The 16734-nt window shown below is 58.4% G+C and carries 15 protein-coding genes and 1 pseudogene; 10 read left to right on the plus strand and 6 right to left on the minus strand.

The window, feature by feature from the left end; genetic code table 11:
* The first annotated feature begins 106 nt into the window (after positions 1-106).
* The 4 genes from IPK32_10945 to IPK32_10960 all read left to right on the plus strand — a co-directional run bounded on the left by IPK32_10945 (position 107) and on the right by IPK32_10960 (position 7585).
* A complete protein-coding gene (locus tag IPK32_10945; protein ID MBK8092467.1) occupies positions 107-2302 on the plus strand; it encodes a redoxin domain-containing protein in 2196 nt (731 codons plus the stop codon).
* 61 nt (positions 2303-2363) lie between these two features.
* Positions 2364-3443, plus strand: coding sequence for a sugar kinase (locus IPK32_10950; GenBank protein ID MBK8092468.1), 1080 nt, complete (start codon positions 2364-2366; stop codon positions 3441-3443).
* Positions 3444-5001: 1558 nt separating this feature from the next.
* Positions 5002-6051, plus strand: coding sequence for a hypothetical protein (locus IPK32_10955; GenBank protein MBK8092469.1), 1050 nt, complete (start codon positions 5002-5004; stop codon positions 6049-6051).
* Positions 6052-6154: 103 nt separating this feature from the next.
* Positions 6155-7585 (plus strand): Gfo/Idh/MocA family oxidoreductase, encoded by a 1431-nt coding sequence (locus IPK32_10960; GenBank protein MBK8092470.1) that lies wholly within the window; start codon positions 6155-6157, stop codon positions 7583-7585.
* A gap of 104 nt (positions 7586-7689) precedes the next feature.
* Here the strand turns inward: IPK32_10960 and IPK32_10965 are convergent, their stop codons facing one another.
* The 4 genes and pseudogenes from IPK32_10965 to IPK32_10980 all read right to left on the minus strand — a co-directional run bounded on the left by IPK32_10965 (position 7690) and on the right by IPK32_10980 (position 11485).
* Positions 7690-8562: a type II secretion system F family protein gene (locus IPK32_10965; GenBank protein ID MBK8092471.1), complete on the minus strand. Its 873-nt coding sequence runs from the start codon at positions 8560-8562 to the stop codon at positions 7690-7692.
* 221 nt (positions 8563-8783) lie between these two features.
* Positions 8784-9707: a ThuA domain-containing protein gene (locus IPK32_10970; GenBank protein MBK8092472.1), complete on the minus strand. Its 924-nt coding sequence runs from the start codon at positions 9705-9707 to the stop codon at positions 8784-8786.
* A 69-nt stretch (positions 9708-9776) separates the two neighbouring features.
* Positions 9777-11016, minus strand: a pseudogene (locus IPK32_10975) (PQQ-like beta-propeller repeat protein).
* A gap of 58 nt (positions 11017-11074) precedes the next feature.
* Complete coding sequence (locus IPK32_10980) at positions 11075-11485, minus strand: hypothetical protein (protein MBK8092473.1); 411 nt, start codon at positions 11483-11485, stop codon at positions 11075-11077.
* 76 nt (positions 11486-11561) lie between these two features.
* Between IPK32_10980 and IPK32_10985 the strand changes: the two genes are divergently transcribed.
* The gene (locus tag IPK32_10985) at positions 11562-11741 is read left to right on the plus strand and encodes a hypothetical protein (GenBank protein MBK8092474.1); all 180 of its coding nucleotides are present in this window, start codon (positions 11562-11564) and stop codon (positions 11739-11741) included.
* Between the two features lie 51 nt (positions 11742-11792).
* On the opposite strand, the gene IPK32_10990 is transcribed toward IPK32_10985, so the two are convergent.
* Positions 11793-12005, minus strand: coding sequence for a hypothetical protein (locus tag IPK32_10990; protein ID MBK8092475.1), 213 nt, complete (start codon positions 12003-12005; stop codon positions 11793-11795).
* 152 nt (positions 12006-12157) lie between these two features.
* Here IPK32_10990 and rpsP point away from each other — a divergent pair, with 152 nt between their 5' ends.
* The 5 genes from rpsP (at position 12158) to IPK32_11015 (ending at position 15326) form a co-directional block, all read left to right on the plus strand.
* The gene (gene rpsP, locus IPK32_10995) at positions 12158-12409 is read left to right on the plus strand and encodes a 30S ribosomal protein S16 (GenBank protein ID MBK8092476.1); all 252 of its coding nucleotides are present in this window, start codon (positions 12158-12160) and stop codon (positions 12407-12409) included.
* Between the two features lie 121 nt (positions 12410-12530).
* Complete coding sequence (locus IPK32_11000) at positions 12531-12866, plus strand: KH domain-containing protein (GenBank protein MBK8092477.1); 336 nt, start codon at positions 12531-12533, stop codon at positions 12864-12866.
* A gap of 49 nt (positions 12867-12915) precedes the next feature.
* Complete coding sequence (locus IPK32_11005; protein ID MBK8092478.1) at positions 12916-14082, plus strand: KamA family radical SAM protein; 1167 nt, start codon at positions 12916-12918, stop codon at positions 14080-14082.
* A gap of 48 nt (positions 14083-14130) precedes the next feature.
* The gene (locus IPK32_11010) at positions 14131-14691 is read left to right on the plus strand and encodes an NUDIX hydrolase (protein MBK8092479.1); all 561 of its coding nucleotides are present in this window, start codon (positions 14131-14133) and stop codon (positions 14689-14691) included.
* A gap of 125 nt (positions 14692-14816) precedes the next feature.
* Positions 14817-15326, plus strand: a complete 510-nt coding sequence (locus tag IPK32_11015) for a 50S ribosomal protein L9 (protein MBK8092480.1) — start codon at positions 14817-14819, stop codon at positions 15324-15326.
* Between the two features lie 87 nt (positions 15327-15413).
* Here IPK32_11015 and IPK32_11020 read toward each other — a convergent pair whose 3' ends face one another.
* A complete protein-coding gene (locus tag IPK32_11020; GenBank protein ID MBK8092481.1) occupies positions 15414-16724 on the minus strand; it encodes a hypothetical protein in 1311 nt (436 codons plus the stop codon).
* Positions 16725-16734: the final 10 nt, after the last annotated feature.

The following is a 16734-nucleotide window of genomic DNA, read 5'->3' on the forward strand; positions in this document are numbered from 1 at the left end:
TCAAGCGGTGGGAGTCTGGATGCATTGCGAGCGTCGTTCGGGATAGTGAGGCGATAGAAGCGGGCGGCGGGAGTGGTTTTGGAGAGTCATGCGTTGTTATTTGATCTTGGGTCTTTTTCTTGTCGGGCAAATCCATGCGGCCGAGCCGCTGCCGGGGCACTCAGCCCATGGGGAGGCTTTTAATGAGGGACCGCGACAGGCTGCGGTGCTGATGCCTGGCTGTGGGGCTGCGGTGAAGTTCCCGATCAGCTCGAAGAAGCCGGAGGCGCAGGCTTTTTTCACCCAGGGAGTGGGGCAGTTGCACGGGTTTTGGTATTATGAGGCAGAGCGGTCGTTCCGCCAAGTAGCGGCCCTTGATCCTGAGTGCGCGATGGCCTTCTGGGGCATGGCGATGGCCAATGTGAACAACGAGAAGCGTGCAAAGGCCTTCACCGCAAAGGCGGTGGCTCTCAAAGCGAAGGCGAGCACTCGCGAGCGGCAGTGGATCGGCGTATTGGAGACTTTCTACAAAGAGGACAAGCGGGACAAGAAGCAGCGCAGCCTGGACTACATCCGCGATCTGGAGGCGCTGATGCAGGATGACCCGAAGGATGTGGAGGCGCGGGCTTTTCTAGTGTGGCGCATTTATGTTTCAAAGGAAGAAGTGCCCATCGGTAGCCCGCAGGCTGTGGATGCGCTGCTGGATCAGATCTTTGCCATGTCGCCGCAGCATCCGGCGCATCATTACCGCATCCATCTGTGGGATGGCAGCAAGCCAGTGCGTGCGCTGGGCTCTGCGGCGCAGTGTGGGCAGGTCTCGCCAGGGATCGCGCATATGTGGCACATGCCGGGGCATACTTACTCAAAACTGCGGCGCTTTGATGATGCGGTGTGGCAGCAGGAGGCCAGCACGCGGGTAGATCACGCCTACATGATCCGCAGCTACATCCTCCCGGACCAGATCCACAATTATGCACACAATGAGGAGTGGCTGGTGCGGAACTTCAATGAACTCGGCCGCGCCAAGGATGCCATCGCCCTCTCACGGAGCCTGATGGGCAATCCACGCCATCCGGCGAACAACACGCTCGATAAGCAGAACACCTCTGCGAGCTATGGCCGCACACGGTTGATCGAGACCATGACCAAATGGGAGCTGTGGGACGACCTGAAGGCCTTCACGGCGAAGCCTGCGGGCCATCCTGCGCATGACATCACGCGGCTGCGTGCACAGGGACTGGCGGCGTTTTATTTGAAGGACGCGAAGCTGCTGGCAGAGGCGCAAAAGGAGCTAGAGGCCGTGAAACCACCTGCTCCGCCGAAAAATGCGGATGCAGACAAAGCGAAGGCCAAAGCGGATACGAAAGCCAAGAGTGATGCGAAGGCGAAGAGCGCCAAACCGGCCGAAAAGCCCGAAGTGAAGGCAAAAAACCACGCCTTGGCCGAGCTGAAGGCTCTAGCGGCACTTTTGAAGCCGGATGCTGCGGTGGCAAAAAAACTCGTCGAAGCGCTGAAGGACACGGATGTGCCCAAAGAGCGTGTAGCGCGGTTTTGGGTGCAAATCGGTGAAAAGGCAAAAGCGGTAGATTTGGTGAAAAACTTCCCCCAGGACCTCGCGGGCCAATTAGCGAAGGTGGAGGTGCTGCATGCCTGTGGAAAGGCGGAGGAGGCCAAAAAAGCCTTCGAGGAGATGCGGAAGCTGGCTTTTGCCATGGATGGCGATCTGCCCGTGGTGCCACGGATGAAGGCACTCGCGGCAGGTTTCGGCGTGCAGGGCGAGTGGTGTGGTGCCGCCCCGAAGCGCACGGATAGCGGCACTCGTCCAGCGCTGGATACGCTGGGCCCGGTGCATTGGCAGCCGCCAGTGGCACCCGTGTTTGAGGCTCTGGACCTGGATGCACGGCCTGTGATGAGCAGCGATTTCACAGCGAAGAAGCCAACGCTGTTTCTTTTCTACCTCGGGCATGAGTGTGGGCACTGCGTGGAGCAGATCTTAGCCTTCTCGAAGGCAAAGGCGGAGTTTGAGAAGGCGGGCATCCAACTGGTGGCGGTGACCATCGAGCCGAGCCCGGTGGCAAAGAATATCCGCAAAAAACTGGAGCTGAAGGCGGATGCGCCGATGCCTTTCCCGATCCTGTGTGATAGCAGCTTGGAGAGCTTTAAGAAGGTGCGGGCCTATGATGACTTCGAGAAAGAGGCCCTGCATGCGGCAATCTTGGTCGATACAGCTGGTAAGCAGCGCTGGCAGGACATTAACTACATCCCCTTAACGGATACGAAGTTCATTCTGGAGGAGTCCAAGAGGCTGCTGGAGCTGAAGTGAGGCGAGTCGGTGCATCTTTGCACTGGCATGAGCTCGCGGGCCGTTTCATAGACGGAGCGCTATGTCACGCCCTGCTGCCGCCTACGATGTTCTTTCCCTCGGTGAAGTCCTTTTGCGCCTCGATCCCGGTGAGGGGCGGGTGCGTACATCACGCCAATTCACCACTTGGGAAGGTGGGGGCGAGTACAACGTCGCACGCGGCTTGCGGCGCTGTTTTGGCCTGCGCACAGGCATTTTGACGGCATTCGCGGACAATGAGATCGGCCGTTTGATCGAGGATCTGATCCTCCAGGGCGGTGTGGATGCCTCTTTGGTCAAATGGGTGCCGTATGACGGCATGGGCAAGCGTGTGCGCAATCCGATCAATTTCACCGAGCGTGGCTTCGGCGTGCGTGGGGCAAAGGGCAGCGTGGATCGTGGTCACAGTGCGGCCTCGCAGCTCAAACCGGGGGATTTTGATTTTGATTACCTCTTTGGCACGCTGGGCTGCCGCTGGCTGCACACCGGGGGCATTTTTGCCGGTTTGAGCGAGTCCACGGCGGAGATCACCATCGAGGCCTGCGAGGCAGCGAAGCGCCACGGTGTGACGGTGAGCTATGACCTGAATTACCGCCCATCCTTGTGGCAAGAGCGCGGTGGATTCCCCGCAGCGCAGGCGCTGAATCGGCGCTTGGCACCATACATCGACGTGATGATCGGCGTCCTGAGTGATGAGCCACCCGCAGCCGGTGCGGTGGTGAGTGGGAGCGAGGATATTTTCGCCTCCGAGGACGCGAAGCTGCGCCCGCAGATGGAAAAGCTGGCGGCGCAGTTCCCGAATCTGCGTGCCATCGCCGCGACGCTGCGGCGTGTGCATACGGCATCGGTGAATGATTGGGGTGCGCTGTGCTGGCACCGTGGTGAGTTTTTCCGCAGCCGGAATTACCCGCGTTTTGACATCCTGGACCGCATCGGGGCAGGGGACAGCTTTGTCGCTGGCCTGATCCACGGTCTGCTGGTGGAGAATGATCCGCAAATAGCCGTCGATCTAGGCGCCGCGCACGGTGCCCTGGCGATGACGACACCAGGCGATACCAGCATGGCCACCCTGCCCGAGGTGCAAAAACTCGCCGAAGGCGGCGATGCGAAAGTGCAGCGCTAATCAGCCAGCTAAACTTCGGCGTGGCTGTGGCGGCACTCTCTGCTGCTGTAATGACGAAAGCGCATCAATCCGATGATGCGCTCCTCCAAGGTCGGCTCCAGTTTGGCTTCAGGTCTGTTGCTCATAGAACAGGTTCATTATCCGCTATGTGAGTGATATTCTACTTTTTAGTGGAACGAGTACGGCATAGGAGGGAAAAACTCCGCCATGAACTCAAAAACCCGTGATATTCCTGTCAAAACGTGTGCTATAAAGCTGCTGACAAACCTCGCGATTTGTGAATGATCAACATTGTTCGCCCAACAAATACAGCCTCTCGTGATGCGATTCCTACTGTTCAGTCTCGGATTGATCGGCGCTCTTTGGTCGGCAGTGATGCTGATTTCGGAAATCGTCCTTCCGGGTCAGCTAGCCAAGAACATCGAAGTGAGAGCGGACATGCGAGATCGAATAGCCGCAGTTCACTCATTCATCGCCAGAGAGCACAGATTGCCTACTGAAGATGAGTTTACGAGTATATCTGCCTTGCTGCCGACTCGTTACACGAACTACCAATACGAGATTAACGCTGGTTTTCCCGATGCACCATCACCCCCGAAAGAGGGCTTGGACCAGCATTACTGGACGCTGTCTTTCTGGAGAGGTGAGTGGGCAGAGCATTACTCTTCATGGGATGACCGCGACACATTGGCCCGTCAGTCATCAGCGATTACATACTACCTGCCCCACATTTGTATCCCACTTGCCACAGTGGGCTTGCTACTTGCCGGGAGACGCCCTGTATCAGCCACAGCATGAACAGCACATATCCACCAACAAGGGCGAACAAAACGGATGCAGGCCTCATGGGCAGTTGGAGTTGGCAAGAGCGAAGTTTGAACGATTGGCGGTCTTTTTTACATGACTGGTGAGACGGTTGAAAGTGGGCGGGGTGCATTGAAATCTGTCCAGACGGTGTCACTGCGGTCTCTGCCGGTGGCCCGCCTTGCGGCTGGAACCTTGGCATTCCATGGTCTCATCCGGTCGCGACTTGGGCACCGGGGCGCTTGGCCCAGGACCTGTCGGACCCTTGTGTCGATACGACGATGCAGTGACCAGACGGCGGCGACGACCCATGTAAACGGGCGGGCGAGCTGCACCGCTGGACTTCTGTTCTCCATCTGATGTGTTCAGCGTGACGGGGTTGTTGTCGTTTTCGGCGCTCGGATGGCACTCGGATGGTGCGTGGGCGTGGACTTCCTCCCGCGAGGCTGGGTCCGCTCTGGCTTGGTAGCCGTTTCATAGCAGGGGGCCTCCTCGGCTAAAAAGCACGCTGCAATATTATTGTTGCATGTCGCGGCATTTTAACCAACTTGAGGTAATCCAAGTCTTGCTCTCTCCAGCCATGAACTCTTCTGATAGCTCCACTTCCCTGTTTACAGCTTCAACTGCCTCAACGGCAGATGATTTTGAAAAACACCTCATAGGCGTGAATGCCAAAACGAGGCCGTATTTGCGCTCGGGGCGGGGCTCCAGGCGGATTCGGGGGTTTCAGGCGCAGACGAATTGCTTCCACGTGATGTCCCGCACCTGTGGCGGGGCGGTGTTTTGGGATGATGTGGAGAAGGAGGCGCTGCGCAGGGTGATTTGGCGGCTGACGGAGTTCTGCGGTCTGCGGGTGCTGACTTATTGCGTGATGGGGAACCATTTTCACCTGTTGCTGGAGGTGCCGGATCAGAAGCGGTGGCTCGAAGAGCAATTTGGTGCTCTCAGCGACGCGGAGGGCGAGGCGAAGCTCTTTCGGCATCTGCGGGTGCTGTATAGCAAAGCGTTTGTGCAGGGGCTGCGGGAAGAGTTCGAGGAACTGAGGAAGCGTGGGGCAGAGGGGCTGGTGCGGTGGCGCTTGGAGTTGCTGAAGAGGCGGTTTTGCAATTTGCCGGTGTTTATGCAGGAGCTGAAGACGCGGTTTACGAAGTGGTACAACAAGCGGCACAAGAGGAAAGGCACGTTGTGGATGGATCGGTTCCGCAGTGTGCTGGTGGAGGGGAAAGGGAACCCTCTTCTCGCGATGGCGGCGTATATTGATCTGAATGCGGTGAAAGCGGGGATGGTCGTGGACCCGAAGGACTATCGGTGGTGTGGGTATGCGGAGGCGTTGGGTGGGAACAAGGAATGCCAGCGGGGAATTTGCCGAGTGACGGGGCGAGATATGGGGGGGAAGGATTGGGTGAAGAGCGGAGCGCGGGAGGGGTATCGGCAGATGTTGTTTTCGGTGGGGCGTGAGGTGAAAACGGCGGATGGGAAGGCGGTGGCTCGGCGTGGGGTGAGTGCGCAGCAGGCGGAGGATGTTGTGGCGCAAAAAGGGCGGCTATCGCTGGTTGAGTTGGTGCGCTCGCGGGTGCGGCATTTCACGGATGGAGCGGTGATTGGGAGCAAGGAGTTTGTGAACGAGTTTTTTGCTCAGAATCGAGGGTTGTTTGGTCCCTCGCGAATGAGCGGTGCACGGAGGATTCGTGGTGCCGACTGTGAGTTGATGGCTTTGCGTGATCTGGACGCTGGAATGAGGCGTGTAGGCGTTTCAGTTGATCAGCCCGCTGCGGATGCTCGGCGGACCAAGTTGGGCGCTTGATGAGGATGGAGATGCTCCTTGTCTTGGCCGTTTTGACGAATGCTTGACCGTCTCGCTGATTCCTGCGTAAATTAGCTGTCTCTATATCCGTTAAATCCAACCCATGAATACAAACCTCGTCGAAAACGCCTCCCGTCGTGATTTTTTGAAAACTGCCACCAAGGCCACTGCTGGCCTCTCGGTGCTCTCTGGTATCAGTTTGCCCCATGTGCACGCGGCGGGCAGTGATGAGATCCGAGCGGCGCTGATCGGCTGCGGCGGACGTGGCACGGGTGCGGCTAGCAATGCGATGACCGTGAAGCAGCGGATGCCGCGCCTCGTCGCGATGGCGGATGTGATGAAGGACCGCCTGGACTCGAGCTTTGAAAACTTGACCAAAAAGCACCCGGATCGCATGTCCGTGTCGGAGGATGCCAAATTCATCGGTTTTGATGCTTACAAGCACGCTATCGACAGCCTGCGCAAAGGTGATGTGGCTATCTTCACTACGCCCGTGGCCTTCCGCTGGGTGCATTACAAATACGCCATCGAGAAGGGCGTGAATGTCTTTATGGAAAAGCCCATCTGCACCGATGGTCCTACGGCTCGCCGCCTCCTCGCCCTGAATGAAGAGGCCAAGAAAAAGAACCTCAAAGTCGGCGTCGGCCTGATGTGCCGCCACTGCCGTGTGCGTGGAGAGCTCTTCAATCGCATCCAGGACGGCGAGATCGGTGATCTGATGCTGCTGCGTGCTTACCGCATGCAGGGCATCATTGGTAGTGTCTTCACTCCACGCCGTGATCCGAAAGCGCATCCGAGTGAGCTCCTCTGGCAGCTCCGGAACTTCCACAGCTTCCTCTGGGCCTCTGGTGGTGGTTTCAGCGACTTCAATATCCACAACATCGACGAGGCATGCTGGATGAAAAATGACTGGCCCGTCGAAGTGCAGGCCAGCGGTGGCCGTACCGACCGTGGTGACAATGTGGACCAAAACTTCGATCATTACTCCTGTGAGTACACCTTTAAGGACGGCGCGAAGCTCTTCCTGGAAGGGCGCACTGCGCTGAATGTGCACACGCAGTTCGCCACGCAGGTGCATGGCACCAAGGGCTGCGCCATCGTTTCCACGGCGGGTCACTTCCCATCCAAAGCGATGACTTTCAAAGGCCAGGACTTCACCAACCGTCAAAACCTCATCTGGCGTGGCAAGCAGCCTGAGCCCAATCCCTATGACCTCGAATGGGAAGATCTGGTGAAGGCCATCAGCGACGACACGGAGTACAACGAAGTGGAGCGCGGCATCAAATCCAGCGTCACGACCGCGATGGGCCGCTGGGCTGCTCACACGGGCCAGAAGATCACTTACAACGACTACATCAACAGTCCCTTCGAGTTCTCTCCTGGTGTGGATAAGCTCACGCTGGAGAGCGCTCCGCCGATCGTCGCGGATAAAGATGGTAACTATCCCTTCCCGAAGGCGGGTCAGTTCAAGGATCGCGAGTACGCCATGGAGCCCCAGGCGAATCCCTTTCCGCTGATCAACTTCGGAGCGTAATCGCCAAGTGCGAAGAGCGCAGGGCAAAGGGGCACGGTTTGGTTTGCTGTATGGCAGGCCACTCGGTGCCTACTAAGCCCTTCGCTCTACGTATCAAGCCGTGATCACATCTCTAATATCTTTCGGTACTGCTCCCCCTGCCAGATGGCCATGCCGATGATGCGCCAGGCGACGTAGCACACTACCAGGGCATAAAAGACTTTTGGCGTCCATTCCGTCACACGGCGCAGGGATTCTTGTGCTTCGATCATCTCACTGGCTGCCCAGCTATTCATCTCACGGTCCAGTGTGCCGGATTCCTCTGCTGTAGCTACGCTATGCACGAAGACGAGTGGGAAGCCGTGCACATCGGCCATGGCTCCGGCCACCATCTCTCCGGTGGCGATTTTTTTCTCGGCATCGCGTGCGGCTTGTCGCAGCACACCGCTATGGGAGGCCTCTCCAGCCAGGCGCATGCATTCGGTCATCCGCATGCCCGCGAGTAGGCAGGCGTGAAATACCTGGGCGAACCGCGCCAGAGCCCAGTGCCGCCGGACACTGCCGATGAGGGGAATGCGCCACAGCCAGCTCTCCACCTCGGCTGAGTCCCGGCCTTTGCGTGAAAGCCAGCGCCAGCCTGCGATGAGCAGCACTAGGAGTAACCAAAAAACCAGCAGCGTCACGACCGTGCGCCGGAGGGGGCTTTCTTCGGTGCCGCCCATGCCTGCGACGACCATGGCAGGCAGCTCTGGCAGGAGTAGTCCCAGATGTGCGAGGACCAGAGGATAGAGCAGCGCTCCACGCATCTGCCGGAGGCCGATGTCCCATGCTTCAAAATACCGTGCGAGGTGGCTGAAGGCATCTGCGAGCCGCCCGCTCCGCTCTCCGGCGTCGATGAGCGTCAGCTCAAGCCCATCGGTGTAGGCGCCGTTTCGTGTTTGCAGAGACTCGGTGACGTTTTTCCTGCCTTCAGGCCATCTTTTAGGCCCTCCAGCCATCGCCGCCGGGCGTGGGAGGGATTTTGCCCGAGCAGCAGCTCCAGGGAGCGATCGAGATGAAAGGCCGAGCCGACGAGTTTCGCCAGTTCGCGGTAAAGAGCGGCTTTTTCGGTCAGATTCATCGCAGAGGCTGCCAAGCTCGCTCTCCCTGGGCGGCGAGGCAAGAGCCTTGCGTGAGCAATCGCCACCGATGATGGGGATGGAGAGCCAGAGCCGGTGAATTACTTCTGTGGGGCCTTCTTTGGCTTCTCTGGCAGTCCCTGGCCGGGTTTGAGGTCGAGATTGGCCTTCATGTCTGCTTCGGTGATGGTGGAGGCTACGCCCGTGGCTGGCACTTCTGCATGTGCTGTCCAGAGGATGGCATTGAGCACGAGCTTGCGCTGGTCGTCGTTCGCCCAGCCTTGGTGAAAGTGACCACCGGTGAAGCCGAAGCCGCGTCCGCCATCGGCACGCTGACAGGCCCAGGCGACGTGCTGCTGCTCTTTATTTTTCACGGATTCACGCGCGGCAGGATTGCCGCTGTGGTGGCCGTCTGGGCGGCTCATGGTGCTGTCTGGTGCCACATCGCTGAGGATGGGGGTGACGCCCTCCATGCCTTTGCGGAAGCGCATGTAGAAGTACCATTCGTCGTTCGTGCCAAAGGGCTTCACGCCGCTGCTGATGGGGTGCTGGGGCAGTTGCTTGAAGTTCGCATCCCAGTGTGGATTGACGCTCCAGTTGATCTCAAAGCAGCCGCCCATCCAGTCGATGAATTCTTTATTGCCCTTTTCGATGACGGGCTCCACGGCGTAATGCAGCGTGAGGAAGCCGCAGCCACGTTTCATCTCCTTATCGAGCTGCTGGAGGCGGTTTTCCTGGAGTGCAGGGTGTCCGCCGCCGCCGTCGGAGTAGATGACGACAGTGTCTGCCTTGGACAGCTCCTCCTGCGATGGCCATTCGCCATTGAGGTGATGCTTGATCTCCAGGCTGTCTGCAGCGCCCTGCTCGAGGCACTTTTTGAGCAGGAGGATTCCCGCATTGTGCTCGTGCTGGCCGGGGCCGTGTGAGGGGCGGCCTGCGATCATGACGATGGATTTTTTCTCCGCTGCAATGGCGGGGCTAATGAATGAGACGGCGGCGAGGAGGGCAAAGAGGCGCTTCATGATGAAAGTGGGGGCAAGCAGAACGGGAGTGATGGCACATGCATTTCACTCGGTAGGTAGATCGTGCAGGAATCACTTCGTGATTCGGTACAAATGGCCCTCCGTGCGGATGAGCAGATCGCTGTCGATCACGGCGTAGGAGGCGAGGCTTTTTTCCTTCAAGCTCATTTTGCGAGAGGATTTTGAAGGTCTTTCCTGCTGCGACCACGACACCGAGGCCCTTTTCGTCCTGCACATAGATTTTGCCATCCGCAGCGATGAGGGAGGCAGAGACCGGCCCCGTGCAGCGCTCAGAGTAGTGCACTGCGCCCGTTTTGGCGTCCACGCAGCTCAGGATGCCATTATCCGCGATGAAGTAGAGCTCCTCACCGATGACGACCATGCTTGGATTATGCGGTGCTGCTTTCTCGATGCGCCAGGCGAGGTGGGTATCGGTGACATCACCTTTTCCATCCACTTTGATGGCGAGGACGGATGGCTTATCGTAGCCCGTGCTGATGAAAACCATGCCGTGGGCGAAAACGGGGCGGGGGACGACGCTGTAACCCTGATCATAGCTGCAGCGCCAGATTTCGGTGCCGTCCTTTGGATTGAGCGCATTGACCACGCCACTGCCGGGAGTGATGAGCTGCTTTTGCCCACCCACATCGATGAGAAGCGGTGTGCAAAAGGAGAACTTCCGCGTTGCTCCCGATTCGCGTGCGAAGGCCCAGCGCTGCTTGCCCGTGGTTTTGTCCAAAGCGATGACTTTTGGAGCCTCTGATGCATCGGCAGAAAAGATGAGCATGTCCTCAAAAAGCACCGGACTGCCGCCATTGCCATGCACGGGAGTGTAGGCGTGCTCCTGGGTCGCCCACACAGCTTTCCCCGTGGCGGCATCCAGGCATGCCGTGCCCAGATGGCCAAAGTGCACGTAGAGCCGCCCATTCTCATGAATCGGAGTGGGACTGGCGTGGCTGTTTTTACGATGCGCACGCGGAGACTTGGACGGAAAGACCTCCACATCCCACACGGGCTTCCCTGTCACCGCATCCAGTGCCAGCGCACGTAGTGAGCGATCTGCCGTAGCCTCTTCCTTCCCGCTGGTGGATACCGCCGTGGTCAAAAAGATGCGGTCACCGATGACCACGGGTGATGACCAGCCCACACCAGCCACGGTGGCCTTCCATTTGACGTGGCTACTGTCACTCCATGTCACAGGCAGATTCGTGGCATCCGAGTGGCCCTGCGCGGTGGGACCACGGAATTCTGGCCAATCAGCCGCCATGAGGAGTGAGGACGAAAAAAGGAAGAGAAGGGAAGTGGTGCGCATGCGGCGCAAGGAACGCAGATGGGAAATGAACTCTGTCACACGCAATGCGCCTGGAGGCTCACTCTGCGAAGCAAAGCAGCACGCCTCTCGCCGTCCAGGCCAGTGTGCGAAGCCAGTTTGATAAAATGAGCCTACGGATCACGGGCGCATCAAAACCACCCATCAGCCTAATATGCATCGGAGCCTGAAAAAGAGCCGTGCTCAGCCCGATCACCGGAAACATGCCCAGGCTGATCAAAAACGGAGAGCTTCGGTTTCCATCCAGATACAGCCATAGCGCTGTCCCTAGCTCTGCCAGCAACAGCACCGAGATCATGAGCCCGATGCGCACACAATGGCCGAAATGAAACTCCCGAAAGTCCGCTGTGCCCACACGGAGAAACTGCGGATACACGATGATTTGTATCACCCAAATAAGCCCTACCACCATCCAGGTGGCAGCGAGATGGAGTGTGAGTGGCGAAGGCATGCGCAGAGCATAAACGCACTCGCAAGTCTTGCATATCCCGGCTTGCGGCCATGCTCTTCAGCGTCCAAGCACCCAGATGATCCGCACTACCGTCACATTCCGAGATGAGCTCCCACTAAAAGACGGGGATCGGGCTGATCTACGTGTGGTCATGGAAAATGGCGTGCTCATCGTCACGCAAATCACCAACCACGTCAAAGCTGGGGCACCTGCTGCCGATTACCAAGCACGGCTAGGTCAGTGGAATCGAAAATAGCTCCATCGGCATCAGGGCAGGGGAGGAGAGAGCCTGCTTGGCCTGCCCGGATTATAAAATCGAGCTGCCATCCTCCCGCTCCAGCCGTCCGATCTTCTTTTTGATCGTCTCTAGCAGCACCGTCATCTCATGCATGCAGCGGAGGCATTCTTTTTGGGTCTCCTCCTCGGCCAGACCCGGCACTGCAGGATGGATTTTCATGAATTGGAGAGCGACCTGTTTACAGGCTTCGCGGATTTGGGAAATGGCGGCGGGGCGGTCCATGGGAGGGGGTAAAAAAACCGAGATGCAGGTCATAGCCGGGCCGGAGAGGATGCCAAGGGGTGAAAAACCGCTTGCTTTCGTGCCTAGAGTCTCCACCATCCGCCCCCGCTTCAAAGAAAACCACTCCGTTTCCCCCTTCCCCACTCCGTATCATGGCAGTTGTCATCCGTCTCCGTCAAGAGGGCGCCGCAGGTCGCCCGGTCTATCGTATCGTCGCCATGGACAAGCGTATCCGCCGCGAGGGTAAATTCCTCGAAATCCTGGGTAACTACGACCCTCAGCAGGGCGTGGACAAAGCCACGATCAATCTCGATGCCGCGCAAAGCTGGATCTCCAAAGGCGCTAAGCCCTCGGACACCGTCGCCAGCATCCTGAAGCGTGCCTCGAAAAAGGCCGCTGCCTGATTCGCACCCACTCCTCTCAGGACGAGTATTCGTATTTGGAGAACCCGGAGCCTTGAAAAGGCCCGGGTTCTTCCGTATCAAGGCAGCCCCCCTTTTTTCAACATTCACCTGCACACACGCCATGGACGCACCTGAAGCCCTCCGCGAATTCCTCGGCTATATCGTGGCCAATCTCATCGACCACCCAGATCAGGCCACCATCGCGGTCGGGCCCGGCTCCAACGGTGCCACCAGCTACCGCGTCACCCTCGCCAAAGACGATGTGCGACACGTCATCGGACGAAATGGCATGACCATCAGCTCCATCCGCTCGCTCATGAACGTGGCCGCAGAAAAGCACGGCATCAAAATCTCTCTCCGCGTCGATCCCATCAAAATCGAAGGAGAAAAAAGTACTGAGGCTGAATCCGGCGCAGAAAACTCCGTCGAAGCCGCCGCCACAACCGCAGAAAGTTAGATTCACTCGCGAAAAGCTGCTTCGCACCTTTATTTCATCACGCCCAGACATGCACGAAACCACAGAGTTGCCCGAAAAGGAGTTCCGCTCCTATGCACCCGGTTTTTGGTCCGAAAAAGGCATCCCCGCCGCAGACTGGAACAGCGCCACCTGGCAGCTCAAAAACCGCGTCACCACCCTCGCCGGTCTCGAAGAGCATCTCACCCTCACCGATGAGGAACGCGCCGGCGTCCTGCTCTCTGGCAACAAGCTAGCGATGGCCATCACGCCACACTATTTCAATCTCATCGACCCCTCAGACCCAGGCTGCCCCATTCGCCGCCAGGTCATCCCTCGCATCGAGGAGACTTGGGACGACCCAGATGAAATGGCAGATCCCTGCGGCGAAGACAGCCACATGCCCGTCCCTGGCCTCGTCCACCGCTATCCAGACCGCGTGCTCTTCCTCGTCACCGACCGCTGCGCCAGTTATTGCCGTTACTGCACACGCAGCCGTGTCGTCAGCGGCGTCGGCGAGCAGGAACTGCACACCGAATTCGATGCCGCCTTTCGCTACCTCGAAAAGCACAGCGAAATACGCGACGTGCTGCTCTCTGGCGGCGATCCGCTGCTTTTTTCCGACGCCAAGCTCGATGCCCTGCTCACACGGCTCCGCGCCATCAAGCACATCGAATTCATCCGCATCGGCACCCGTGTGCCCATCTTTGTCCCACAGCGCATCACACCCGAGCTCTGCCGCATGCTCGCCAAGCATCATCCCCTCTGGATGAGCATCCACACAAATCATCCGCGTGAGCTCACTACCGAAGTCCGCGCCGGACTCGAGCTCCTCGCCAACCACGGCATCCCGCTCGGAAATCAGAGTGTCCTACTGCGCGGCGTCAACGATGACGCAGCCGTGATGAAAAGCCTCGTGCACAAGCTCCTCATGTGCCGAGTGCGTCCCTACTACCTCTATCAGTGTGACCTCATCAAAGGCAGCTCACACCTGCGCACCAGCGTCATCGACGGCATCGAAATCATCGAGCAACTCCGTGGCCACACCACCGGCTACGCTGTCCCACAATACGTCATCGACGGCCCCGGCGGCGGCGGCAAAATACCCGTCAATCCCGACTACGTCCTCCTGCGTGATGAGCAACGCGTCCTCTTGCGCAATTACGAAGGCAAAACCTTCGATTATCCAGAGCCTGCACTTGTTTCCATTTCGCGTTGATGGCCTCAACGTGCTCCCCACGGCCACAGACCACCTTTTTTGACCCATTTGAGCCGAGAACTCCCCACCCAGCCGAATCCCTGGAAAACGCTCGCCACCCGCGAGACCTACGCCAACCCGTGGATCCGAGTACGCGAGGACCAAGTCATCAACCCCTCCGGCGGAAAAGGCATCTACGGCGTCGTCCACTACAAAAACCGCGCCATCGGCATCCTCCCCGTGGATGAACAAGGCTACACCTGGCTCGTCGGCCAATGGCGCTACTGCCACGACCGATATGAATGGGAAATCCCCGAAGGCGGCTGCCCCGCTGGCGAATCCCCCACCGAAGCAGCCCTCCGTGAACTCCGCGAAGAAACGGGCCTCATCGCCCAGACGCTCACCCCATTACTCACCGGCCTCCAGCTCTCCAACAGCACTACCGATGAAGTTTGTGACCTATTCCTCGCCACAGACCTCACCCAAAGCAGCGCCCAACCTGAAGAAACCGAAAAACTCGAGCTCCTCCGCCTCCCACTGAGTGAAGCCGTCCAAATGGCCCGTGACGGACGCATACGCGACAGTGTCAGCGTCCTCGCGCTCCTCGCCGCCGCCCACCACGCCTCCTGAGGCTCCCTGGGGGCCCTCCAGAGGCATTTAATAGCCCAGAACACGAAAAGGATGGTTTCTGAGCATTTGACACATCTGAGCTGGCTGGTAGTATCGCGCCCCTTTTCCCCAGGGGGCAAACATTTATGGCAAGCACTCAAGTCATCCTCAAAGAACAAATCAAAGGCCTCGGCGCTGAAGCAGACGTGGTCAAAGTGAAGCGCGGTTTCGCCCGTAACTTCCTCCTCCCCCAGGGCAAGGCCTACGAGGCCACCAAGGGCAACCTGCGTCACACGGAGCGTCTCAAAGCAGTCCGCGCCGAGCGCGAAGCCGCTGAAATGGCTGAGGCCACCAAACTCGCCTCCAAGCTCAAGAAAGTGAAGCTCAAGCTCACGCTGGCCACTGGCCAAGGCGGCAAAGCCTTCGGAGCCATCACCACCATGGACATCGCCAAAGGGATCAAAGATCAGGCTGGCATCGAAGTCGATCGCCACAACATCGTCCTCGAGCGTCCCATCAAAAACACCGGCAACTTCGACATCGAGATCAAACTCGGCTACGACATCTCCACAGAGATCAAAGTCGCTGTCACCGCCTCTGGTGACAAAGGCGCTGAAGCCGAAGATGCCGCCTCCGAAGAAAAATCGGCCGAATAAGCCGCTCGACATCCACCAACCAATCAAAGCAAAGCCGCGCTCAACAGCGCGGCTTTGTCTTTATCTGGTAAATCGAAGAGAAGCGCCTCAATCAGCCGCATTCATCGCCAGCAGCGCGGGAAGTAGGCCCTTTTGACGATAAAACTCCGTCTCAGCACGACCCGCCGCTGCCAGATCGACCCGAATCGCTGCCGCATCACGCTCCGCCAGCACATGCTCACGCAGCAGAGCTGTTTTCCGAGCCTGCAGCGCCAGGAACTCTGCATCCACCACAGGCGTCGCAGGCCATTTCCCAGCCGCTTGGCCCTCACGCAGCGTTTGCTTGAAAGGCACCCCGCTCCTCTGCGCCTGCTGCTTCGCCTCATTGATACCCGCATACCACTCTGGATGCACGAGGCGGTAATAATCACGCATCGCCTGCTTATTGAAATGAATCACCAGCCGTCGTCCATCCACATCGAGGAAGCTCGTCCCACGGAACGAGTCCGCATCGATCGTATCGACAAAAAGCAGCTCCTCGCCATCCACCGCGAACTCCCACTTCAGATCCCAAAGCAACAGTCCCGCCGACTCCAGCAGCTCTCGCACCGCCCAGCCGCCCAGGATCGCCATTTTCACCGTATCCAGAAAGGCCTGACTACTCAGCCCACTCATCAGGAGCGCTTCTTGCTTACTCACAGCTCGATCCTCAGGCTCATACTTGCTCGTGAGATCATAAACCGGCCTCTCCAGCATCTCCCACACGCGCATCGGGCCACTCAAGCCCAATTCCTGCTCATAAGCACGCTTTGCCGAGTCAGAAAGGCCTTGGTACTTCTTCAAAACAGAAGAGCCACTCGTCACCCCAAAACGCACAATATACTCCAGTGGCACCACATACGTCCCGCTCTGGTGAAACTGCATGTAATCGAAAACATGAGTCCCCAGAAGCGTGCGCTGAGGCGGATGCATCACCGGAAATCGCCTGACCACATTCAAACAGCTCGGATTGGCAGGCATACCTTCACGCACCAGCTCCCCCGTCACCGAATCAAGCATACCCACATGATGCGTCGTCGCCCCGCGCTCCAGCATCGACTCCAGTGGCCCAGTGAGCAATTCCCTGCGCCAAGCATCATCCATCGGCGTCTTCTCAATCGCCGACTTCACCCGCTGCCATGTCTCAGGCTTCCCTAGACGCGAATACATCGCATGTCGAAAGGCCGCACGGTTCAGGTCATTCCCCTCAATCTTAAAAATCGAGCCCACATCGAAAACGGAGCCCGCCTCCGTCGTCTCGCAGACCACAAGCCCAGGATGCGAAGGCACTGCATACAGAGTCTGCACAGAACCCCGGTAAATAGGTTCGACGAAGCTGTGAATATCGATTTTCGTGGGGAGAGAGTCAGGCGTGGGCATGGCAAAAGCA

The sequence above is a fragment of the Verrucomicrobiaceae bacterium genome (assembly GCA_016713035.1).
GTDB lineage: Bacteria > Verrucomicrobiota > Verrucomicrobiia > Verrucomicrobiales > Verrucomicrobiaceae > Prosthecobacter.